22 protein-coding genes are annotated in these 21,223 nt (G+C 48.4%); 9 read left to right on the top strand and 13 right to left on the bottom strand.

Annotated features, from left to right (window positions below):
- Nucleotides 1–39: 39 nt before the first annotated feature.
- On the top strand, nucleotides 40–1,482 hold the full coding sequence (locus AF_RS05205) for a 4-hydroxyphenylacetate 3-hydroxylase family protein (RefSeq protein WP_010878527.1): 1,443 nt from the start codon (nucleotides 40–42) through the stop codon (nucleotides 1,480–1,482).
- Nucleotides 1,483–1,525: 43 nt separating this feature from the next.
- Here AF_RS05205 and AF_RS05200 read toward each other — a convergent pair whose 3' ends face one another.
- Entirely contained in the window at nucleotides 1,526–2,719 is a 1,194-nt protein-coding gene (locus tag AF_RS05200; protein ID WP_010878526.1) for an acyl-CoA dehydrogenase family protein, read from the bottom strand.
- Nucleotides 2,720–2,869: 150 nt separating this feature from the next.
- Here AF_RS05200 and AF_RS05195 point away from each other — a divergent pair, with 150 nt between their 5' ends.
- Nucleotides 2,870–3,991, top strand: a complete 1,122-nt coding sequence (locus tag AF_RS05195; RefSeq protein WP_010878525.1) for a 3-hydroxyacyl-CoA dehydrogenase — start codon at nucleotides 2,870–2,872, stop codon at nucleotides 3,989–3,991.
- Here the strand turns inward: AF_RS05195 and rgy are convergent.
- Nucleotides 3,988–7,152, bottom strand: a complete 3,165-nt coding sequence (rgy, locus tag AF_RS05190) for a reverse gyrase (protein ID WP_010878524.1) — start codon at nucleotides 7,150–7,152, stop codon at nucleotides 3,988–3,990. The two genes, AF_RS05195 and rgy, sit on opposite strands and share 4 nt — an antisense overlap.
- A 50-nt stretch (nucleotides 7,153–7,202) precedes the next feature.
- Between rgy and AF_RS05185 the strand changes: the two genes are divergently transcribed.
- Nucleotides 7,203–8,297: a geranylgeranyl reductase family protein gene (locus tag AF_RS05185; protein ID WP_010878523.1), complete on the top strand. Its 1,095-nt coding sequence runs from the start codon at nucleotides 7,203–7,205 to the stop codon at nucleotides 8,295–8,297.
- Here AF_RS05185 and AF_RS05180 read toward each other — a convergent pair.
- Together AF_RS05180 and AF_RS05175 are read right to left on the bottom strand one after the other, a co-directional pair.
- Nucleotides 8,294–8,677 carry a winged helix-turn-helix domain-containing protein gene (locus AF_RS05180; protein WP_010878522.1) on the bottom strand — a complete coding sequence of 128 codons (384 nt, stop codon included), beginning with the start codon at nucleotides 8,675–8,677 and terminating at the stop codon, nucleotides 8,294–8,296. The genes AF_RS05185 and AF_RS05180 overlap by 4 nt on opposite strands.
- Before the next feature lie 13 nt (nucleotides 8,678–8,690).
- A complete protein-coding gene (locus AF_RS05175) occupies nucleotides 8,691–9,518 on the bottom strand; it encodes an ABC transporter ATP-binding protein (RefSeq protein WP_010878521.1) in 828 nt (275 codons plus the stop codon).
- A gap of 57 nt (nucleotides 9,519–9,575) precedes the next feature.
- Between AF_RS05175 and AF_RS05170 the strand changes: the two genes are divergently transcribed.
- Genes AF_RS05170 through AF_RS05155 form a run of 4 tightly spaced genes read left to right on the top strand, consistent with a single transcriptional unit; the run spans nucleotide 9,576 to nucleotide 13,280 of the window.
- Nucleotides 9,576–10,073: an ACT domain-containing protein gene (locus tag AF_RS05170; RefSeq protein WP_010878520.1), complete on the top strand. Its 498-nt coding sequence runs from the start codon at nucleotides 9,576–9,578 to the stop codon at nucleotides 10,071–10,073.
- A gap of 30 nt (nucleotides 10,074–10,103) precedes the next feature.
- Nucleotides 10,104–11,483 carry a COG1361 S-layer family protein gene (locus tag AF_RS05165; protein ID WP_010878519.1) on the top strand — a complete coding sequence of 460 codons (1,380 nt, stop codon included), beginning with the start codon at nucleotides 10,104–10,106 and terminating at the stop codon, nucleotides 11,481–11,483.
- Nucleotides 11,480–12,166, top strand: coding sequence for an ABC transporter ATP-binding protein (locus tag AF_RS05160; RefSeq protein ID WP_010878518.1), 687 nt, complete (start codon nucleotides 11,480–11,482; stop codon nucleotides 12,164–12,166). Before AF_RS05165 ends, AF_RS05160 begins: the two co-directional genes overlap by 4 nt.
- Nucleotides 12,156–13,280 carry an ABC transporter permease gene (locus AF_RS05155; protein WP_048064319.1) on the top strand — a complete coding sequence of 375 codons (1,125 nt, stop codon included), beginning with the start codon at nucleotides 12,156–12,158 and terminating at the stop codon, nucleotides 13,278–13,280. The genes AF_RS05160 and AF_RS05155 overlap by 11 nt, the downstream gene beginning before the upstream one ends.
- A 3-nt stretch (nucleotides 13,281–13,283) precedes the next feature.
- Here the strand turns inward: AF_RS05155 and AF_RS05150 are convergent, their stop codons facing one another.
- Complete coding sequence (locus tag AF_RS05150) at nucleotides 13,284–13,736, bottom strand: hypothetical protein (protein WP_052270476.1); 453 nt, start codon at nucleotides 13,734–13,736, stop codon at nucleotides 13,284–13,286.
- Nucleotides 13,718–14,200, bottom strand: coding sequence for a sulfite exporter TauE/SafE family protein (locus AF_RS05145; protein ID WP_010878515.1), 483 nt, complete (start codon nucleotides 14,198–14,200; stop codon nucleotides 13,718–13,720). Before AF_RS05145 ends, AF_RS05150 begins: the two co-directional genes overlap by 19 nt.
- A 126-nt stretch (nucleotides 14,201–14,326) precedes the next feature.
- On the opposite strand from AF_RS05145, the gene ilvD reads away from it, so the two are divergent.
- Together ilvD and AF_RS05135 are read left to right on the top strand one after the other, a co-directional pair.
- Nucleotides 14,327–15,970 carry a dihydroxy-acid dehydratase gene (gene ilvD, locus AF_RS05140; protein WP_010878514.1) on the top strand — a complete coding sequence of 548 codons (1,644 nt, stop codon included), beginning with the start codon at nucleotides 14,327–14,329 and terminating at the stop codon, nucleotides 15,968–15,970.
- The gene (locus AF_RS05135) at nucleotides 15,954–16,364 is read left to right on the top strand and encodes a hypothetical protein (RefSeq protein ID WP_010878513.1); all 411 of its coding nucleotides are present in this window, start codon (nucleotides 15,954–15,956) and stop codon (nucleotides 16,362–16,364) included. The genes ilvD and AF_RS05135 overlap by 17 nt, the downstream gene beginning before the upstream one ends.
- Here AF_RS05135 and AF_RS05130 read toward each other — a convergent pair.
- From AF_RS05130 to AF_RS05100, 7 genes are all read right to left on the bottom strand, one after another.
- Complete coding sequence (locus AF_RS05130) at nucleotides 16,361–17,299, bottom strand: archaeosine biosynthesis radical SAM protein RaSEA (RefSeq protein WP_010878512.1); 939 nt, start codon at nucleotides 17,297–17,299, stop codon at nucleotides 16,361–16,363. The genes AF_RS05135 and AF_RS05130 overlap by 4 nt on opposite strands.
- The gene (locus AF_RS12400) at nucleotides 17,283–18,098 is read right to left on the bottom strand and encodes a rhomboid family intramembrane serine protease (RefSeq protein ID WP_148183444.1); all 816 of its coding nucleotides are present in this window, start codon (nucleotides 18,096–18,098) and stop codon (nucleotides 17,283–17,285) included. The genes AF_RS05130 and AF_RS12400 overlap by 17 nt, the downstream gene beginning before the upstream one ends.
- Before the next feature lie 191 nt (nucleotides 18,099–18,289).
- Nucleotides 18,290–18,472, bottom strand: a complete 183-nt coding sequence (locus AF_RS05120; protein WP_010878510.1) for an ATP-binding protein — start codon at nucleotides 18,470–18,472, stop codon at nucleotides 18,290–18,292.
- Nucleotides 18,473–18,503: 31 nt separating this feature from the next.
- Nucleotides 18,504–19,247, bottom strand: a complete 744-nt coding sequence (locus tag AF_RS12395) for a TrmB family transcriptional regulator (RefSeq protein ID WP_010878509.1) — start codon at nucleotides 19,245–19,247, stop codon at nucleotides 18,504–18,506.
- A gap of 263 nt (nucleotides 19,248–19,510) precedes the next feature.
- Nucleotides 19,511–20,077, bottom strand: coding sequence for an ATP-dependent nuclease (locus tag AF_RS05105; protein WP_048064317.1), 567 nt, complete (start codon nucleotides 20,075–20,077; stop codon nucleotides 19,511–19,513).
- A gap of 13 nt (nucleotides 20,078–20,090) precedes the next feature.
- Nucleotides 20,091–20,237 (bottom strand): hypothetical protein, encoded by a 147-nt coding sequence (locus AF_RS13875; RefSeq protein ID WP_372429090.1) that lies wholly within the window; start codon nucleotides 20,235–20,237, stop codon nucleotides 20,091–20,093.
- On the bottom strand, nucleotides 20,179–21,033 hold the full coding sequence (locus AF_RS05100) for an ATP-dependent nuclease (protein ID WP_010878507.1): 855 nt from the start codon (nucleotides 21,031–21,033) through the stop codon (nucleotides 20,179–20,181). Before AF_RS05100 ends, AF_RS13875 begins: the two co-directional genes overlap by 59 nt.
- Between the last annotated feature and the right edge of the window lie 190 nt (nucleotides 21,034–21,223).

The following is a 21,223-nucleotide window of genomic DNA, read 5'->3' as shown; positions in this document are numbered from 1 at the left end:
TAAAAAATATTTTTAAAAATTAATTGTGTTGGTGATGTTATGAGAACATCGGAGGAATACAGGCAGGATTTGTATAAGCTGAAGCCGAATGTTTATGTTAGAGGAAAGAAAGTGAGAAGGGATTCACCCGAAGTGAGTGGAGGAATCAATGTCATTTCCAAAACATTCGACCTCGTAGAGCATCCAGACTACAAGGATTTGCTGACCACAAAGTCCCACATTTCCGGAAAGAGAATCAACCGCTTCACCCACATAAATCAATCTGCGGAGGATTTGCTAAAAAAGCAGCTAATGACCAGAAAGCTCTGCAGGCTCGTTGGGGGTTGCATCCAGCGCTGTATGGGTTGTGATGCTATAAACGGCCTCTCCGTCGCAACCTTTGCAGCAGACACGGAGCACGGAACCGACTATCACAAAAGGTTTCTTGAGTACGTAAAGGAGTTTCAGGAGAGGGATCTTGTTGCTGCCTGCGCCCAGACGGACGTGAAGGGGGACAGAAGCAAGAGACCCCACCAGCAGGACGACCCGGACATGTACGTGAGAGTTGTGGAGAGGAGGAGCGATGGAATTGTTGTGAGGGGAGCGAAGAACTGCATAACCATGGCTGCTGTGGCGGATGAGATAATTGTTGTACCAACGAGAGCGATGACCCCTGAGGATAAGGACTACAGCGTGGCCTTCGCAGTTCCAGCAGATACTGAAGGCGTGAAGATTGTCGCAAGGACGAGCAAACTGAGAGCACCTGAAGGTCTGAAGATGCCGCAGGGGGAGATAGGGGACGACGAGAACATGATAATCTTCGACGATGTGTTTGTGCCGTGGGATAGAGTGTTTTTATGCGGAGAAAACAAGTACGCTACGCTTGCAGCACACCTCTTTGCCCTCTTCCACAGACACAGCTACACGGGCTGCAAGCCCGCCACCACGGACATGATAATGGGCTTTGGCGCTTTAATTGCAGAGTACAATGGGGTTTACGAGAAGCACAACATTAGAGAAAAGCTGGTTGAGCTTGCTGCAACTGCAGAACTTGTGTTTGCTGCTGGAGTAGCAGCAGCACACTACGGTCAGAAATCCCCTGCAGGAACCTTTATTCCCAATGAAGTTTACGCCAACGTTGGAAGGAGGCATGCGGGCCTGAACTACTACAAGGAGCTTGAAATTCTTGCAGAGCTTTCTGGTGGGTTGCCTGCTGCACTGCCCTTTGCCGAAGACTTCCTGAGCGAGGAGGTGGGCCCGTACATCAGAAAGTACATCAAGAGAAGGGCTGACGTTCCGGCGGAGCATGTGTACCGCTGCCTGTTCGGAATATCCAACATCCTCTGCTCCTCCCTCGGAGGTGTTCAGGCGGTTGCAGGAGTTCACGGTGGAGGCTCGCCGGTGATGGAAGAAATTGCAATATGGAGGAGCTACGACTTCGAGAAGAAAAAGGACATCGCAAAGTACCTTTCTGGCATAAGCGAGGAGCTTCCGAGAGATTGATTTTTTGAATTTTTTACATCATTCAAAAAACAAAAGGGAAAATTTACTGGAGGGGATGCTTCCTCACCGCTCCAAGCCTCGAGGGCACTTTGCCCAGCAAAGACCTCCCTATTATCTCCATCTCTATTTCCCTTGTACCCTCGTAGATCTCCAGAATTCTAACGTCCCTGTACATCCTGCTTATGTGCTGCTCTCCCATAAATCCGTAACCTCCGTGTATCTGCAAAGCCTCATTAACAATGAACTGCGCGGCCTTGGCCGTGTAGTACTTCGCCATCGCCGTCAATCCCGGATCTGGCATCCCCATCTTGTCCTGGAAGTAGGCAGCCTGATATGCCAGTAAGCGGGCAGCCTCAAGCTCCGTCCTCATCTTCGCAAGCTTCTCCTGCGTAACCTGGAAGTCTGCAAGCTTCCTCTCGAAAACCTCCCTGTTTCTGGCGTAGTGGTACGCAAGCTCAAATGCCCCCTGTGCAAGGCCCACAGCCTGAAATGCGACAGGAATCCTTGTGACGTTGAAGAAAATCATCGTCTGGTAGAAACCTTTCCCTTCCTCGCCGATGAGGTTCTCCTTCGGCACTCTTACATTTTTGAACACAACTTCCGCAGTGTCATTTGCCCTAATACCAAGCTTGTTCTTCAGCTTGTTCGCCTGCACACCCTCTCTTTCTCTTTCAACCAGAAATACTGACATGCCATGATGTCTCTTCGGCGGATTTGGATCAGTTCTCGCCAGAACTATGTAGTAGTCTGCAATGCTGCCGTTGGTGATGAACATCTTCGTTCCGTTGATTACGTACTCATCTCCATCCTTGTCCGCTCTTGTTTTAATTCCCGCAACATCGCTCCCCGCCTGAGGTTCTGTGTAGCAGGCGGCGCAGATTTTCTCTCCCTTTGCGAGCGGTGGCAGGTACTTCTTCTTCTGCTCCTCGTTGCCGAATAGCGTTATCTGCTCTGAGCCGAACACCGTTCCGACAATCTGCCCAACACCAGCATCGACCCTCCAGAACTCCTCGACAACGAGGCAGGAATCAAGAATTCCAAGCCCCTGCCCTCCGTACTCCTCGGGAATGGACATCCCGATGAATCCGAGCTGGGCAGCCTTCTTCCAAAGCTCAAAGGGGAACTTCTCCTCCCTGTCGCACTCCTCAACGTAGTTAGGAAACTCCTTCTCCGCGAACTCCCTTGCAGCCTCCTTTATGGCCTTTTGCTCTTCCGTGAGGATGTATTCAGCCAGCATGCATGAACTCCTACCGAAAAGTTTTAAATCTTTCGCAATTTTATCTCAATTTAAGATTTTGATTTGACATACTTTGAAATTTATTTGAAAAAATTTCGTAAAAATAGTAAGAATTATAAAGGAGGATTCCAAATATGAGTGGTGGTAAAAATGGAGATAAAAACCGTTGCAGTTCTCGGTGCCGGGCTGATGGGACACGGAATTGCTGAAGTCTGCGCGATGGCGGGCTACAACGTGACAATGAGGGACATCAAGCAGGAGTTTGTTGACAGAGGAATGAACATGATAAAGGAGAGCCTTGCGAAGCTCGAGCAGAAGGGCAAAATAAAGAGCGCCGAAGAAGTCCTTTCCAGAATAAAGCCAACAGTAGATCTGGAGGAGGCTGTTAAGGATGCCGACTTGGTTATAGAGGCAGTTCCAGAAGTGGTTGAAATCAAGAAGCAGGTCTGGGAGGAGGTTGACAAGCTGGCAAAGCCGGACTGCATCTTCACCTCCAACACCTCAACAATGAGAATAACCATGCTCGCAGACTTCACCTCAAGGCCTGAGAAGTTTGCAGGCCTGCACTTCTTCAACCCGCCAGTCTTGATGAGGCTGGTTGAGGTTATAAGGGGAGAGAAGACCAGCGACGAGGTAATGGACTTGCTTGTTGAGTTCGTGAAGAGCATCGGCAAAACGCCGGTGAGAGTGGAGAAGGACGTGCCGGGGTTCATTGCCAATAGAGTTGTTGCACCAAGAGGCGTTTTGCTTCATGCAGTGGTTGAGGCCGAGAATTTAACGCCTGAGGAAGTTGATGCAGCTTTCAGAAAAGCGGGTTATCCTATGGGTCCCTTTGAGCTTGCAGATTACGTTGGGATAGATGTCAATTACAATGCTGCCAGATACTTTGCCAGAGCAGTTAGCCCCGAATACGAACCGCCCGAAAGGGTTAGGAAAATGGTTGAGGAAGGCAGGCTTGGAAGAAAAACGGGCAGGGGGTGGTACGACTGGAGTGGTGGTAAGCCAAAAATTGACCTGAGCAAGGCAACAGGCAAAATCAACGTCGAGGATTTTCTGATGGTCGAAATAAACGAAGCGGTTAAGCTCGTTGAAATGGGAGTGGCGAAGCCTGAAGACATCGACATCGCTCTGAAGCTTGGATACGGCAGGCAGAAAGGACCGTTTGAGCTCCTTGAAGAGTTTGGAAAGGAGAGGGTTGCAAGGAGGCTCGAGGAGCTGGCGAAAAAATATGGAAAGAAGATTTTTGAGCCAGCGGAATCTCTCAGAACCTAATCTATACTTTTTATCTCCGCATACAGGTCTTCCAGAGCTTTGAGGTAGTCAAGCTCTCCGCGCTCGATTGCATCCATTCTGCTTTCCAAGTCTCTTGTTCTGTCCTCTGAGACGAATTTTGCGTATCTTCTTACCAAAAACCTGAAAACGTCAATGCCCAGCTTTGTCGGAATCATCCTTCCGTACTTTTCTACGACGTAGTTTCTCATGAAGAGCCTGTCAACTATGGTTGCGTAGGTCGAGGGTCTGCCTATCCCCCTTTCCTTCATCATCTGGATTATCTCCGACTGCGTGAACGGCAGAACTTTCGGAACACTCTTAACCTCAGCCTTAACCCTGAAAGTTCCCGTTGGAAGCTCGTTTTTAACCCACACAGCTCTATAAAGCTCGTAAGCCCGTCCCTCAGCCCTTACAATTCTTTCCTCCTCCGCCGTTTTGCCGTCGAACTCTATCGAGTACTTCTTCACCACCACCTTGAACGGCCTGCATTGTGAGGCCATAAAGCGCCTGAAAATTAGGTCGTAGAGGGCGAAGTGCTCCCATCTCAGGCCTTCAACCACCAACACTCCTTCCTGAATCAGCCTCTGAACGTCATCCCTCGTGAGCGGCCTTGTTGGCCTTATGCACTCATGCGCCCCACTCTCTCCCCATTCTCTACCGACAAAGTCGTCTCCGAGATACTCCTTTGCAATTCTTTGGCCTACATCGCTCACTCTCGTTGAGTCGGTTCTGTGGTAGGTTATCAGACCATTCTCGAACAGCTCCTGGGCAATCTGCATCGTTTGCTTGACCGAAAACTTCAGTATTCTGTTTGCATCGCTGAGCATGGTTTCGGTTGTGTAGGGGGGAAGGGGCGTTCTGAGCTCTTCCCTCTCCTCAACAAGCTTAATGGTGAGGTCGAACTCCTCCTCGTCGTGCTCAAGAACCAGATCAAAGTCCCGAACAATGGCGATTTTCCTCCTCTCCCTCGACTCCTGAAATCTGTCTATTATCCAGCCGAGAACCGGAGTTTGAGCCCTTCCGGCGGAGAGATTGCGGTTGTTAAACCTCTCCCAGAGCTTCTGGCTTAAAACGAATCCAATCCAGCGGTCTTCTATCCTCCTGACAACCTGTGCCTTCACGAGATTCTCATCCACATCCCTCAGAGATTCTAACGCTTCAAGAATTGCCCTTCTCGTCACCTCGTGAAACTCGGCTCTTTTAACAGCTCCACAGCCTGAAAGGAGGTTTTTGAGGTCCCATGCTATCTTCTCCCCCTCGGTGTCAGGGTCTGTGCCGACGATGACGAACTCAGCGTCGTGGGCGAGCTTTCTCAGGGCTTCAATTCTGCTCCTGGAATTGTCCACGTTCTCGCTCCCGCACTTCGGACAGCTCTCCCTATCCTCCGTGAACTGGTAACCGCAGTCCCTGCACCTCTTGATGGATGCATAGACGGGGACGAACCTTCCGTTGACGAGCACTCCGTGAAATCCTCTGTTGGTGATAAGGTCAACAACATGTCCTATGCTTGCCGTCACCATCAGAACGTACTTCTGCATCGGAATCTCGTACACAACGGCGCCGTCGAGAACCTTCACGCTCGGTTTTCCGAAGAAGCGCGAGATCTGCCTCGCCTTTGTGGGGCTCTCAACGATGAAAAGCGCCGGTTTTATCAGGTCGAACTCCTGCCTTCTTCTGTACCTGTCCCTGCTCTCGTCAAGCTCTCTGGAGAGCTTTTCAAAATCAACTTCATCGATGCTCTTGAATTCGATGTCGTAAAGCTTTGCCCTCTCGATGAAGGCGGAGAGAAGCTCAGAATCGTCTTCCAGCAAGAAGCTTGCTCCCTTCGTCAATCCTCCGGCAAAGAGCCTCGAAGTTCTGCCCGAACCCTGGATGTAGGTTCTCAGGTCGGGAAAAATAACCTCTCCCTCTCTCACAACAACGTCTTTAGCCTGAGGCCTCTCCTTGCCCATAACCTTTTTCAGAATCTCCCTCACTTCGTCAATGTGCCTTTCAACTGCGGGCAGGAGCCTTTCAATCTCGTCAACGTTGCGGTAGAGGTAGGCGAGGAGCTTGACCATCTGAGGACTTAGCGAGTCTATGTCCTCAATTGTGACCCTGAAAGAGGGACATCCGACGAAAACGGCAAACCTTATCCTTTCTGGCAGGTCCAATCCCCTCACAAGCGTCCCGTAGTAGTGCGCTGTGCCAATCAGGTGGTCTATCTCCCCCTCAACGAATTTTTCGTAGTCTCCCTTTTTGGTTGCCGTAACTATTCCGATTCTGAACTTGTTCTTAAGAGATTCGTAAATTTCTTCCGCCTCCTCACCAGTTCTGGCGTAGATTATGCCCCCTGTTCCGAGCTTTTCGAGTATTGATGAGAGCGTTGAGATGCTCTCATCGTTCACCGCAACATCCTCAACATTCCTGACCGTAATCCTCGAAGAGCCTATGTCGAAGTTCAGAAGCTGCCTGAAAAGCTCGGCCTTCTTACCCTTCTTCGCCGTTGCAGTGGAAACCATCAGACAGCCTCTCGCCTCGCCCACCCAGCTTTTCGTCTTCAAGTCGTAATGGAAGCCGAGCAAATGAAGAAGCTTGTCAACGTTCTTCGAGGCTTTCAGGATTGCATCGACATCGTCAACAAAAATGAAGTCAAAATGTCCAAGCTCCCTGTAGTGTTTGGACAGGAACTGTGTTGTTGTTATAACAATTTTGAAGTTTCTCAGGTTCTGCATGAAGTTCTCCTTTTCCCTCTTAGGGATTCTGCCATGATAGTAGCCGATGAGATTCTCAGTCCCAACTCCAGCCTTTTCCGCATACTTTCTGATGGTTTCGGCTGCTTGAATTACCAGCAGGGAAGTTGGGAAAATTACGTAGCACCTTTTTCCCTTTAAGGCAAGGAAGAGGGACATTGCAAGGCCGAAGGAAGTTTTGCCAACTCCTGTGGGAGCTGTTGCGGCGAAGCTCTCTTTACGCAGTATCCTCTTCGCCCACATTTTCTGTATCGCTCTCGGCTCACCCACGCATTTTCTGAAGAATTCGACGAATTCCTTAAGAAGGAAGTCCTCGGGAAAAAGGCAAAGCGACCTCTTTTTTCTGAAGCATACGTGCTTCTCAATCTCTTTGCTTTCAAGGTCGCCCCCGCACACGGGGCAGAGGTTTGAGTAGACAACGGGAATCATCGAAGTGAATTGGATAGAAAAGATAAAAAATTAATCCTCAGAGGCAGCTTGTGGATGCTGCAGTAGTCGGTGGGGGTCCTGCCGGAAGTCTTGCAGCAATTTTGCTCGGGAAAAGCTACGACGTTGCGCTTTTCGAGGAGCACCAGAGCGCCGGCTTTCCAGTTCAGTGTGCAGGGCTGGTGAGTGATAAATGCTATAAAAAGCTGAAGGAGCACTGCAAGGCTGAAAAGGCAATTGAAAATCACATAAAGGGGGCGTTCTTCTTCTCTCCATCCGGAAAAATTGTTCTGGAAGGCAGAGGAGAAGCGGTGGTCGTTGAGAGGAAAATTCTCGACAGATTGCTTTTTGAGAGAGCTGCTGAGAGAGCGAAGGTTTTTGTAAAGGAAAAGGCTCGGTTGAATGGTTTCAGGATTATAACTCCGTCCAGAGAAGTTTCAGCAGAGAAAATAATCGGAGCGGATGGTGTGAACTCCACTGTTAGAGAGCACTTCGGCTTCCCCACAATGGGGTTTTTTACCGCAGTCCAGGTCGAGGCGAAGTTCGAGCCGCTCGACGAGAATTGCGTTGAGCTCTACTTTGGCGGGAACTGGAGCGACTCCTTTTTCGCCTACGCCATACCGCTCGGCGATACCGCAAGAATCGGAGTTGTCAGCAGAAGCAGTCCGCTGCGCTATCTGGAAAATCTGATGAAAAGGCATCCTTCAGTGTCCGGCAGGGTGGAGGGGAGCGCTGTGGAGCTGAACGCAGGGGCGATTCCCGACAGGCTCGTTAAGTTCTCGAAGAGAGACGTTGCTCTGATCGGCGATGCTGCAGGGATGGTGAAGCCCTACACGGGAGGTGGGCTTTACTATCACCTTATCGCCGCAGAAAAGCTTGCCGAATCGTTTCCGGATTTGAAAGGCTACGAGAAGAGCTATCTGAAGGAAATGGGGAGGGAGTACAGGTTTGGCTATGCGGTGAGAAAGCTGTACTCTCTTCCTGACGAAAAGCTGGAGCAGCTTTTCTCGGCAATGGCAGATTTTGATTTCAGGGGTGTGCACATGGACAGCCCCTCAACTCTCATCAGAAAAGCTGCGGATATCAGCTTTAGGCTTTTGAGAAAACCCTCCCTCGCCTTTTACCTTGTGAAGAGCCTGTTTCTCTAAAGTTTTATCAAAACGTACTCTCCGTCTTGAACTTCGGGAGTTACTTTTCCGTCCCTCACCTCCACCCTTTCGAAATCTCCACTGGCGAGCTTTTTAACAATGCTCTCGTAAAACTCGTAGAGCCTTACGATCTCCCTTCCCTTCTCTGTTAAGACGGTTTTACCCCCACCACTCCCCCCCTTCTCGCTCTCAACGACCTTTCCAATGACCTCCTCCATTTTCTTTATGTACCCCCACACGTAGCGGTAGGACATCCCCAGCTTTTTGCTCGCCGCGGAAATTGAACCCTCCTCCTCTATCGCCTTTAAAATCGCAACGCCACCCTTTCCCGCAACGTGGTTGCCCCCCTTCTCAATCCATACTCTGAATCTGATATCCATGATTTTTGTATTGCTATGCTTTAATTTCTTTTCTCCCTATCAGGCTGAAGTAGACATTTTCGAGCCTCGGAACCTCTCTTTCAATTTCAATTATCTTTCCTCCCTGCTTTCTGACCTTTTCAGCAAAATCGAGAAGCTCTTCAACCTCAAAGAGCTTTACGCTCTCTTTTCTGCCGTCAATGGTGTACTCAACTTTGTAGATGGTATTTTGACCGATGAGCTCCTCAAGGCTTCCGAAATACAGGGCTTTACCTCCTTTCATCACCACAACCTTGTCGGCTATCCTCTCAACGTAGTACATGTTGTGTGCGGAGAAGACGATTATCTTTCCCCTTTCTGCAAGCTCTCTCAGAAGCTCGGCTATGCTCAGCGAAGTCGTTGGGTCGAGCCCGCCGGTTGGCTCGTCGTAAACCAGCACCTCTGGGTCGTGAAGAAGAGTTCTGGCAATAGAGACCTTCCTCCTCATTCCCTTTGAGAGGTCCGAAATGTACTTGTCGGGTAAATTCAGCCTCTCAAGAAGGCCGTCTATGTCGGCTCTAACGTCATAAATGTCGGCAAAGAGGTTGAGATACTCGGAGACGGTCATGTTGTCGTAAAGGGCGTCAATCTCCGGCAGGTATCCGATTATTCTTTTCATCTCTTCATCAAAATCCTTGCCGAAGTACCTCACCTCTCCACCATCGGGCCTAATCAAACCGGCGAGGATTTTCAGCGTTGTAGACTTTCCCGCTCCGTTCTCCCCTATCAGACCAAGAACCTCTCCTCTCCTCACCGAAAAGCTTATGCCCTTTACGGCCTCAAAGCTACCGTACCTTTTGAAGAGATTCCTTACTTCGAGCACCTTTGTATCTCAACTTGAGGATATAAAGTTTAATAGTTGAACGACAAAAATTCAAATATGTGGAAAAAAGTCGCTGAAAAGTTTGAAAAGTACCCTTCTCAAATCGCAGTAGCGAGGGAATTTTTGAGGCTTGGCATCTCTGTCAGGAATGGGAAAGCTTACTGCGGGGACATAGAGCTGGTTCCGACCAAAATTGCTGAAGCAATAGGTGTTGACAGAAAGGTGGTTCTTGCAGCCATTCAGAACATTGAGAGTGATGAAGAGCTTAGCAAAGTCTTCTCAGCCTTAAAGCCCGTGGCAAATATAGCTGAGGTGGCAAGAATTCTCGGCTTCGGCGTTCTTGAGGTTTACGCTGAAAGCACCAAAGTCGGGATTGTGGCAGGTGTTGCCTCAGCCCTCGCCAACGCCGGCATCTCGATAAGGTACATCCTCGCCGAAGACCCTGAGCTGAGCGTGGAGTCGAAGCTGACAGTTGTAACCGAAACGAAGATTCCCGGAGCTGTTGTTGAGGAAATCCTGCGGGTTGAGGGGGTTGAAAAGGTTCTGATAAGTTAACCATATATACTGCGATGGCTTCTTGTTATCATGCAAAAAGTTCTGTTGGTCTTAGCGGTCCTCCTGCTTGCTGTTGAGGCAGTCCACGCAGAGGGCGTTTCGGTAAGCTACCAGATATCTCCTGAAATTCTCCTCCCCGGCGATTACGCAGACGTGACGCTCACTCTGACAAATCCCTCCGCTTCTGATGTGAAGGTTAACTCCATTGTGGTTTCGGGAGCGAAGGCCGAGCCGTCGGCAATCTACTCTGTAGGCACAATACCGGGTGGAGGGAGCTACTCCATAACCTTCTCGGTTAAGGCAGAAAAGGTCGGGAGAGAGAACCTTGAGGTTAAAATAGCTACTGAATACAGAGTTGATGAAAAAAACACCACTACCCAGACTATCACACAAAACATACTTCTTCTAGTTGATGACAACTTCCCCTCTCTAACGGTCGCCTCTCCGGTTTACAGAGGGGTTGTGAACGAGGTCAGCTTTTACGTTTCCTCACCGGTGGAGCTTAAAGACGTGAGGGTTGAGGCCCTCTTCGATGCTATACCTAAGACCGTCTATCTCGGAGATTTCGTTGGCGGAAAGGAGGGGAAAATCAAGTTCATTCCGGATTCTAACAGGCTGAAATTCAAAATTTCATTCTACAACGGCAGAAACTACCATGAAATTGAGAAAGAGGTGGTGGTGAAGCTTTTAACTCCGCAAAATGTCGTGTTAAATGTAACATTTCCGTACAAGTCCCTTTTCATCGGAGATGCGGTAACAATTCCCCTTGAAATCACAAATCTGAGGAGCGATGCGATTTACGACATCACAGTATCCGCGGAATCATCTCTCGGAAGCTTTTCGAGTCCGGTGAGCATAGCAAAGCTTGATAGTGGTGAGGGGAAGGCTTTGAGCTTTAAATTCAGCCCCTCAAAGGCTGGTGACGGAGAGGCTGTTTTCAGAGTTTACTACAAGGATGAGCTTGGAAATGGGCTGAGTGTGGAGAGAAATTTCACAATTACGGTTCTCGACAGCTATGCCGTAATGCTCACCAACGTCAATGTGGTGAGGGAGAAGCTGAAGTACAGCGTTTCAGGGGATGTCAGCAACAACGGGAGGAGTGAGGTTTACAACGCCTATGCGGTTGCCGAGTGCGGCGACTTCAGAGCTGACTACTTCATGGGCAACATCGACCCATCAGACTTCCAGAGCTTTGAGCTGCCGGTAGAGTGCAACGGTAGTGTTAAGGTTACCGTGCAGTGGTCGAACGAAATAGGGGAGACCTTTGCAATATCCAAAACCGTTGAGCTCAAAGGAAAAAGCCTGGCTGAGGTTGAGGAAAATCCTATGCCGACTTACGTCTCCATTGCGGTGGCAATTGTTATTCTGGCAATAGTGGGCTTTGTGATTTACAGGCAGATTAGAAAATGAAGGTCGTAGAGCTGAGGAATGTTTACAAAATTTACAGAACGGAGTATTATGAAGTGAGGGCTCTTGACGGAGTGAGCATGGATGTTGAGGAGGGAGAGTTCGTCGTGATCATGGGGCCCTCGGGAAGCGGAAAGTCAACTCTTCTCAATCTTATCGGCTGTCTCGACAAGCCGACTGAGGGAGAGGTGCTGATTAACGGGGTTGAAACGTCCAGTTTGAACGACAACCGGCTCACGGAGCTTAGAAGGGACACAATCGGTTTCATCTTCCAGACCTATAACCTCATTCCGACTTTGACCGCTCTTGAGAACGTGGAGCTTCCGATGATATTCAAGGGCGTGGGGAGAAGGGAGAGGGAGGAAAGGGCGAAGGAGCTTCTGAAAAACGTCGGGCTTGAGAAGGAGATGAACCGCAAGCCCAACGAGATGAGCGGAGGGCAGCAGCAGAGAGTTGCGATTGCAAGAGCTCTGGCGAACAACCCGAAAATTCTGCTTTGCGACGAGCCAACTGGAAATTTGGACACAAAATCTGGTGAGCAGGTCATGGAAATCATAAGACACCAGAACGAGGTGCTTGGAGTTACGGTGATTCTGGTTACTCACGACCCCTCGCTTGCGAAATACGGTGACAGAGTGATAAGGCTGAGGGATGGGAAAATAGAGAGTGTCGAAAATGTATCTTGAGCTTGCGAAGAGAAACCTGCAGAGAGCAAAGGTGAGAAGCCTTCTTGCTGTTATCGGAATACTGATAGGAGTCATGGCAGTCTCTGCCATCGGAATCTTCGGGGAGAGCCTGAAGGCAGCGGTTCTGCAAAATTTTGAGGATGTGGCGAATGAGCTTATAGTTAGCCCTAACTTTCAGGAGGGATACAAGTACCTGGACGAGAAGGACATTAGCAGAATTAAGAAGCTCCCGAACGTTGCGGAGGCGATACCAATTAAGTCTGACTCGCTGCTGGTCGAGTCAAAGAAAAAGAAATCCTACGCTGTGGTTTATGCCATGGACGAGAAGGATGTAGAGGACATGTTCAAGGCGGAAAAGGGCTCAATAAGGTTAAAGAGTAGCTGTGTTGTCGGCAAAAGGCTCGCGGAGTTCGCTGATATTCGCGTAAACTCAAAAATAACCATTGCGGGCAGGGAGTTCAGAGTAGCGGCAATACTTGAAGACACCGGAGCGAGGTTCGACATAAACCCTAACTCAGCGATAATCCTCTCTCCTGAGGACTTCGAGAAAGTGAGTGACGTTGGCTACACGATGCTGATTGTGAAGGCGGAGAGTTTGGAGAAGGTCGATGACGTAAAGAAGGAGATAGAGGAGAAGATAAACAGCAGGGATGAAAAAGTAGTTGTTTTCGACCTCAAAATAATTCTCGAGAGGATAAATGAGGCCTTCTCGCAGATAAACACGTTTCTGATGGCAATAGCGTCGGTTTCCCTGCTTGTTGCCGGAGTCAGCATTCTGAACATCATGCTGATGTCTACGATTGAGAGAACAAAGGAAATTGGCATCATGAGGGCTATAGGGGCTTACAGGTCAACGATTTTAAGAATATTCCTGATGGAGGCTCTGATTCTCGGGCTGATAGGAAGCGCAATAGGGAGCGTTTTGAGCATTGCCGGAGGGTATGCAATAGACCTGATGATACTCCAGGATGCGAGCTACGTCTTCAGGCTCTCAACTCTACTCTACATCTCTCTCGGCTTTTCGATAGGAGTTATGGTTTCTGTGCTAAGCGGCCTCTACCCTGCGTGGAAGGCATCTCGCTTAGAGCCTATCGAGGCCTTGAGGTACGAGTGAATGTCAAAATTCTGCCTCCCAGGCGCAGTAGACCATCAGGCAGAATATGGCGATAGCGAGGAAGGTGTAGAGGCCTTTTTTGTAAAGCAGAACCTCTCTGCTTCTGAAAGTGAAAACGATTAGCAGCAGCAAACCAACAATTCCTCCGTAAACAGCCAAAGCGATTCCAAACATTGCAATTCCATCTCCAGTGTGAATGACGTTTAAAAACCAGTATCCATGCGGTTCCGAGTGGAAAATGGAGTCGTCTGTCCAGATTTTCTCCTCGTCATGACCGCTCAGCAGGTCCTTAATCGTTGACTGGTAGTCAAAAACAGAGTTTCCGGTCACCACCCCTATGATTATACCAGCTATCGCTACCAGTATACCAATTATCGTGAGCCACCCACTGACCTCTCCGTACACGATACCTTCGAGAGGCATTTCGACTTCGTCTTCTAACCTTCGAGCATCCATAATCCCACCCATATGAGCTTTATTCCCGCAAACAGCAGAATTGTGGTCAGCGTGTATCTGATGTACTTGGCCTTCACCCTAACCGCCACCGCCGAACCAAATCTTGCCCCGGTCATCAGTCCTGCAACTGCTGGAACGGCAAAAATAGGAAGGAGTGAGCCAGACATGAAGTAAGGGAAGATAGCTGCCGTGTCCCCGATGCTTATAACCACCGCGCTGGTGGTAGTTGCAATTTTCAGCGGTGCGAGCATTATCAGATTGATTGTGGGGCCGATGGCCCAGCAATCGCCGAAAGAAGTCCGGTTGCTCTTATTTGTCCGGATGTATTGATGTAAATCCCATAAACAGGAAGTAAAAAGAACTCCACCACCCGTACCGGCAATAATAGCTACAAAGCCTATGCTGAAGGACATTGCAAAAACAGTTATAAGGAACTCAACTGGTAATGATGCAAATCCCGTCACGTTTACGATTTTTGTGATTAAAACAAATAAATGTTTTGTTTTTTGTCAAAATCTTCCCGATGCTTTCTTATTGTTCTTCACACCATCCAACCAAAACTTAAAAAATAATGAAGCACTTCTAAAACCATGAGAAGTGATGAGGTTAAGAAAGGCATCGACAGAGTCGCTCACAGGGCTCTTCTGAAGGCCCTCGGCGTTACTGACGATGAGATGGATAAGCCCTTCATTGGAGTTGCCAACGCCTACAACACCATCGTTCCCGGGCACATGACTCTCGACAAGCTCACTCAGGCTGTTAAGGAGGGGGTTTATGCTGCGGGAGGTGTGCCCTTCGAGTTCGGCATAATAGGCATCTGTGACGGCATTGCCATGGGGCATGAGGGGATGTGCTTCTCCCTACCATCGAGAGAGCTTGTTGCGGACACAATTGAGGCGATGGTTGAGGCTCACCGCTTTGATGGGTTAGTTGTGGTTGCGAGCTGCGACAAAATCATTCCGGGAATGCTCATGGCGATGCTCCGCCTCAACATCCCCGCAATTGCCGTCACAGGTGGCCCAATGCCCTACGAGAGAGTAGGGGGAGAGAAAGTCTCCATAAAAGATGCCTTTGAGGCAGCGGGGATGTACAAGGCGGGAAAGCTCGATGACGCTGGCTTAAAGCTCTACGAGGACTACTGCGCCCCCTACTGCGGAAGCTGTCAGGGGCTTTACACGGCCAACAGTATGCAGATTCTCACCGAAACTCTTGGCCTAAGCCTGCCCTACTGCTCCACCTCTCCCTGCCCATCGTCGAGAAAGCTCAGAATAGCGAAGCAGAGCGGGAAGAGGGTAGTTGAGCTTGTTATGCAGAACATCAAACCCCTCGACTTCGTTAACGAGCGCTCCTTTGAGAACGCCATCACCATGGACATGCTGGTTGGGGGTTCAACCAACACAGTTCTCCATTTGCCCGCAATAGCCAAAGAGGCGGGAATAAGGCTGAGCCTCGACCTCTTCGACGAGATAAGCAGGAGAACTCCCCACATAGTCTCCATCGACCCTGCGAGCAAGGAGATGGTTGTTGATTTAGATGAGAGCGGTGGGGTGCCGATGCTGATAAAGAAGGCAAGGAAGTACTTCCACGATGAAATGACAGTGAGCGGAAAAACGCTCTACGAGATTGCGGAGATGGCCGTGCTGAGAGGGAGGGACATTATCGCCTCACCCGACAACCCGCTGCACAAAGAGGGAGGAATAGCCATTCTGAAAGGCAATCTGGCCGAAAATGGTGCCGTAATCAAGGCTGCTGCAGTGAGCGAGGACATGATGAGGTTTGAGGGAACTGCAAAGGTTTACGACAGCGAGAAGGAGGCTCTGAACGCCATACTTGATGGAAAGGTTGAGGAAGGGGATGTGGTGGTTATCAGGTATATGGGGCCTAAAGGAGCTCCGGGAATGCCTGAGATGCTCTTGCCAACAGCAGCAATCTCAGGGCTGGGATTGCAGAAGGTGGCTTTGATCACAGACGGAAGGTTTAGTGGAGCGACGAGGGGGCCGTGCATCGGCCACGTGTCGCCTGAGGCTGCTGTCGGTGGAAACATAGCTCTGGTTGAGGATGGAGATAAAATTTCCATAGACATCCCCGCAAGAAAGCTGGAAGTGAAGCTCAGCGATGAGGAGCTGGCAGAGAGGAGGGCCAAGTGGAAGCCTAAGGAGAAGGAGCTGAAGGGCTACTTGGCAAAGTATGCAAAGCTCGTGAGGGGGGCTGAGGAAGGTGCCGCCCTTCTTTGATTTTTTAATGTCAGCAGGCATCGCCTTCTTTGTTTTTATCATTTCGGCAATAATACTGCCGGGCTTCTTCATCTGGATTGGGCTGAAGGTTGTGGGGAAGGAAAGGGACGTGCTGAGGTGTGGAATGGCCAACTTTGCAGCTGTGGTTATAACAGCAGTGGTTGCCTTCATCCTGCACTTCACTCCCCTCGTGTTGCTGCTTCCCTTACTCGCCTTCCTGATTTACCTCTACGTCCTAAAAACTCTGCTCGATGTGGGCTTTATTGAAGCTTTCGCCGCAACGATAATAGCTGGAGTCGTGATTTTCCTGCTTGCGGTCATTCTGCTACTCATCTTCGGAGTCTGGCTGCTTTTCACTCCCCCACCAGCGCAGATGATGCACGTAAAGTTCTAAAAAAGGGGAGCTCTGGAGTATTTTTCAAGCTCCACGGCCTTCTTCCATTTTTCAATGCATTCGCAGTGAAGACCTTCAAGCTTAGACGTATCCTGAGTGAGCGAAAACTCCCTGATGGCTGCAGCAACTTCAGCGTCACACTTCCCGCAGTTGTGCGGGCCTCGCTGCTTTCCCGCAGCTACAGGATCGCTCAAAATCTCAACGCCAATCGCCGTTGCCTCCCTCAGCACCTCCACCGCACTCCAAAGCCATGGCGGGCGGTAGAGCTTCGCCCTCCAGAACCTCTCCACCAGAGTGCCCTTCTGAACGTTGGTTAGGTTGAGGGAGAAAACGTCGGCGTAGGGTTTGGCTGCAACGATGGATTTGATTGCGTCATCAATCGCCTCGCTCTCCGAGAGAAATGGTGGCTTGAGAAGGAGGTAGCACTTGACTCTGAAACCGTAATTTCTAAGCTTGGTGGCAGCATCCTTGAAATCCTCAAAGCTGAATCCCTTGTTTATGCAAAGCTCCCTTACTCTGTCGCTTGCAGTCTCAAGTCCAATGCCAACCTCCAGATTTACGCCTTTAAAGGGCTCAATCCGCTCATCAGTGATGTATTCGGGCCTGCTCTCAACAATCAGCTTTTTGAGGCCACGCTGCTGGAATTTCTCAAGGAGATAGCCCCTAACCTTGGGCGGGACTTCAGCATCATCGAAAAAGCTGCCAGAGGTGAAGATTTTCAGCACACTCTCATCCTCAAGCTGCTCAAAAACGTAATCAACCTGCTGTATAAGCTCTTCCTCGCTTGCCGGATAAGCGTCGCTGGTGTAGCCGCACATATAACAGCGATCCCACCTGCATCCTCTCGTCCTTAAAATGGCCGTAAGGCAGCCAACAATTTCTCCATCCAGCCTCTCCTTTTCCTTCCAGACAATGGGCTTAGAAGTAGAAGTCATACCTCACCTTTCTCCTTCCGAGCCTTTTCCCGTAGTAGAGGCCCACAGCCAGCCCCGCAAGGTGGGCTATGTTGGCGACATTGGTGTAGAAAAGCCCCATATAGCTGGCAACCATCATCCAGAAGTCGTAGGCGGCGAAAAGCAGGAGGGCGGTTCTTATGTTGATGGGAATCGGAATCGGGAAGATTATTATCCTGATTTCGGGGGCAATTATGGCAAGGCAGCCCATTACACCGAAAATCGCTGCAGATGCTCCGAGAGCTGGGGCAAAGCTTCCAACAGCGTAGGAGTAGGCTATGTATCCTACATTCCCCGCAAGGCCTGAGACAAAGAAAATTTCGAGGTACTTTCTGTCACCAAGCCTCCTCTCAAGCTCAGTTCCGAAGAAAAGCAGGACGAACATGTTGACGAAGAAGTGCCAGAACTCCACGTGGAGGAACATGCTGGTGATAAGCTGCCAGGGCATAGCTAGCAGAACATCAAGTCGGGGATGGAGGGCGAAAATCTCAACCATCTCGTAGGGAGCAACGATTGAGATGAAGAAGAGAATCGTGCAGATTATGAGGACGGTGTTGTTTGCCCCATACTTCATCAATCCAATGTTCCTGCTCCTTCTTGCAGGCTGGGGGCTCAACCTCCGCTTAACATTAACGGGAACATTCCAGTATTCATCCAGCCCGTCGCAATCGTGGTTCTCGGGCAGCCTGTGCTCTGCGCAGAAGGTTCCGCCGCAGTACTTACATTTGAAGGGGATTGTAACCTCCTCACCGCAAACATCACATCTTGCCACTCTCAGCATTAAGGAGCGGGAAGTTAAAAAGGCTTCGGCTTGGGTTGAGTTGGGGAGCCTTGGGAATAGTGCGAAGTTTTCCACTGCCGTAGAAAACAGCGGTAGATGTTTCATCGCATAATTCGCAGCGGCGAGAGATAAAAATCCCCGCAAAAGCTTAAATCGAGAGAAAGAGTGTAGGAGCACGCTATAAATGCCAACTACCCACAACCGCTTACGATAATTGCACTCTCAGGACACGCCTCAACGCATGCGCAGCACTCAATGCACTCATCGCTGTTAACAGCAACCGCAAAGCCGTCAATAACTTCAAAAACGTGGAAGGGGCAGACTTCCTCGCATACCTTGCATCCATTGCATGTTTCCAGCACGATTATTGCCATGCCGCAAATCTTGCATTCGTTTAATAATTTTTCAGCAGTAGCTCTCGTAGAGCGTATCGAACATTCTTTTCTGCAAAGCTACGATGAGCGGGAGGTGTATTGAGAGAGCCAGATACTCCTCTCCATGGGAAAGTGCAAGTATTGAGCTCCCTTCCGAGATTATCAGAATCTCAGGCTTCCCGGCTTCTGTCCCCTCGATGATTTCGGCGAATCTGGCAACAAAGCCGTCCTTAGCTTTCTTTATCCTGCCCAAATCCAGAACCCTGAACTCCCTGATGTTTTCCGGCACCCTGAACTTCTGGTAGAGAAGAACTCTGTGCTCTCCCCTAACCTCACTAAGAACGCTCGCAAAGTTCTCGGTGATGCAGAACACCATCACTTTGTCATTCTCCCTAAGAAACTCCCTCAGCCTATTCTCCACCGCCCACCTGCCCCTCGATATCCAGACGAGCTTTGATTCGCTTTTTTCATCCATTTTCAGCTCCTCGAAGGCCTTCAGCATTTTGCCGAGCCTTTCGTTGAAGTCCCTTTGCATCCTCGCAGCTATCTTGGCAGGCTCAATGGCCCTGAAAATTGCTGGACTGCCCGGCTGGACTTCGGCAAATCCCTTCTCTACAAGCCTGTTCAGCACCTCGTAAACCTTAGTCCTTGGAATCCCCGCTTTCCTGCTAACCTCTCTTGCCGTGGTTTCTCCAGAGGAAACGAGGGCTACGTAGGCGGAGGCTTCGTAGCTTGAGAGGCCGAAATCCCTCAGCGTTTTTAAAAGTTGGTTCATTAACTACTTTCAGTGACAACAGGTTATAAAATTTTTTAGAGGGTCAGCCTTTACTTGGCGAAAGATTCTTGGCGTGCTTAAGAAACTTAGATAATTTTGTTAGCTTATTGTGGTTATAACTTTCCCAGCATACATAAAAGAGGTTTTTGACAAAGGCAATTTTGGTTAAGGTCTGTAAGGCACGAACCAGATACTCGCTTGTTTGTTGACCCCGATAGGGCAAGGTTCGAAGCACCGCAGAGTGCCCACCGTCGCTGAACGTCTCATCCATTTTCATTAGTTACACCTATTATATTTTTCAAACTCTCATAAACTGGGGGAACAGAGTTTGATTCAAACCAAGTTGGAAGAACTTTAAGAGCTATTTCCTTGGAAAACTTATTTCTCTGTATTCCATGATCTCGTCTTATTTGGTCAAAATTAAAAATTCCTTCTAAATTTGGACTTTGTAAAAACAGTTTATCTCCAATTAAATTTCTAATACGACTTATCAGTTGTTGCGTTGACTGATTGCCAGGATCTTCATCCATCAGAACATAAACATCAATATTAAACGCTAGTAGAATTTCTACCATAGGTTTTATTCCCGTATTCCCTCCACAATCTATTATAGAGATGTTATGTTTGTCCAGTTCTAGTCCAAGTTTTTCCAGCGCTAGCTTACAAGCTATTTTGTCTTCAGGACCTTCTACGAGAATAACTTTATTAGCAAAAAATACTTCATTTATTTCCTCGTCAAATTTTGACGCTGTCTTTATAGCGTCGATATCCGTTATGGAATTTCTACAAGTATAAACTTTTGTTCCACCATTCTCTTTTTTTACGAGCAATATAGAATCCAGATCAGCAACATTTACGAAACTCCTTTCGTGTGTAGTGTAAATTAGTGTAAATTACTTGGACATCCTTTTGAGATAATTCTTTTAAAATTTTATAGAAGTGTCTGCCATGGGGGTGTAAGTAAAGTTCTGGTTCTTCTATTGCTAATATTAACGGTTGTTGTACAATTTGAGCATAAGTTCTTGCTATGGCTATTGCCCACAGCGCTTTGAACACCTGCACCTTCGTTTTCTACATCTGCTTCAAAACCTGTAGGTAATATTATCCGAGGCCTGACATTCTTAAGCACCGATGTTGGGTCGATAATAGAAAGTCTTAAGCTAAGTTCTAATCCGGTTTGCTCTTTGACATATTTTTTTAGCAAATCCTCCGCCTGTTGGACATGAGTAAAAATATGCTGTGTAAAGGTATTTTCAACTCCAGTTTTAAAATTTTGTTTATCTGGATCTGGTATCTGGGATGCGATATGCCTTAAAAGTTTTCCATAAATTTTCCACTGAGAAGGTGTGATTTGCTGATATGCTTGTCTATCTAAGGGCAAATACATCATGCTTACTACTTCTCTCATGTCGCTATTTACTTTAATTTCCCTCCCTTGCCTATACTCCAATGAGTTTCCATTGTCATCGATTGCCACATAATTCATGTCCTTTCCGTCAAAGGTGAGTCTAAAGCCATAGATATGATAAGTTTGGTACCGCGTATACTGTATGGGATCTCTAAATCTAACTTCAATAAGAATTGTTCGTGATGTATCGTGTAAGTAAAAATCAGATTCATCAAAAGAACGAACGGACGGATAGGTTGTCCCCACTATAAGATCTAATGCCCTTAAAATATTTGTTTTCCCAGAACTGTTAGGACCTATCAAAGCATTTAACATAGAAAGTTCAACATCCAATCTTTCGATGGATCTATAGTTTTTTATAATAAGTTTTTTTATCATGTTTCATCCCTTCTCGAGGCGATAGCAGGCATTTCACTTAACGTGTATTTCCCAAAATTTTTATCCACATAATCTCCCGAGTTTGTGTTAAAATGAAATTTTATAAATCTGGGTTTCATGTTATTTTGTATAAGTTTTGATATTAAAAAGCTTACGCTGCATGAGATGTAGTGTAATAGTCAGTGAAAAA

The sequence above is a fragment of the Archaeoglobus fulgidus DSM 4304 genome (assembly GCF_000008665.1).
GTDB classification, from domain to species: domain Archaea; phylum Halobacteriota; class Archaeoglobi; order Archaeoglobales; family Archaeoglobaceae; genus Archaeoglobus; species Archaeoglobus fulgidus.
Note: the sequence above shows the minus strand (reverse complement) of the source record. Positions and strands in the feature narration are given on the sequence as shown.

Bases quoted from the DNA above. Each gene is read 5' to 3' on its own strand.
- AF_RS05100 (WP_010878507.1), bottom strand. From the start codon at position 21,033: ATGATAAAAAAACTTATTATAAAAAACTATAGATCCATCGAAAGATTG.
- AF_RS12400 (WP_148183444.1), bottom strand. From the start codon at position 18,098: ATGCTGAGAGTGGCAAGATGTGATGTTTGCGGTGAGGAGGTTACAATC.
- AF_RS05170 (WP_010878520.1), top strand. From the start codon at position 9,576: ATGTGGAAAAAAGTCGCTGAAAAGTTTGAAAAGTACCCTTCTCAAATC.
- AF_RS05155 (WP_048064319.1), top strand. From the start codon at position 12,156: ATGTATCTTGAGCTTGCGAAGAGAAACCTGCAGAGAGCAAAGGTGAGA.
- AF_RS05195 (WP_010878525.1), top strand. From the start codon at position 2,870: ATGGAGATAAAAACCGTTGCAGTTCTCGGTGCCGGGCTGATGGGACAC.
- AF_RS05150 (WP_052270476.1), bottom strand. From the start codon at position 13,736: ATGGATGCTCGAAGGTTAGAAGACGAAGTCGAAATGCCTCTCGAAGGT.
- AF_RS05205 (WP_010878527.1), top strand. From the start codon at position 40: ATGAGAACATCGGAGGAATACAGGCAGGATTTGTATAAGCTGAAGCCG.
- ilvD (WP_010878514.1), top strand. From the start codon at position 14,327: ATGAGAAGTGATGAGGTTAAGAAAGGCATCGACAGAGTCGCTCACAGG.
- AF_RS05130 (WP_010878512.1), bottom strand. From the start codon at position 17,299: ATGACTTCTACTTCTAAGCCCATTGTCTGGAAGGAAAAGGAGAGGCTG.
- AF_RS05165 (WP_010878519.1), top strand. From the start codon at position 10,104: ATGCAAAAAGTTCTGTTGGTCTTAGCGGTCCTCCTGCTTGCTGTTGAG.
- AF_RS05160 (WP_010878518.1), top strand. From the start codon at position 11,480: ATGAAGGTCGTAGAGCTGAGGAATGTTTACAAAATTTACAGAACGGAG.
- AF_RS12395 (WP_010878509.1), bottom strand. From the start codon at position 19,247: ATGAACCAACTTTTAAAAACGCTGAGGGATTTCGGCCTCTCAAGCTAC.
- AF_RS05200 (WP_010878526.1), bottom strand. From the start codon at position 2,719: ATGCTGGCTGAATACATCCTCACGGAAGAGCAAAAGGCCATAAAGGAG.
- rgy (WP_010878524.1), bottom strand. From the start codon at position 7,152: ATGATTCCCGTTGTCTACTCAAACCTCTGCCCCGTGTGCGGGGGCGAC.
- AF_RS05180 (WP_010878522.1), bottom strand. From the start codon at position 8,677: ATGGATATCAGATTCAGAGTATGGATTGAGAAGGGGGGCAACCACGTT.
- AF_RS05120 (WP_010878510.1), bottom strand. From the start codon at position 18,472: ATGGCAATAATCGTGCTGGAAACATGCAATGGATGCAAGGTATGCGAG.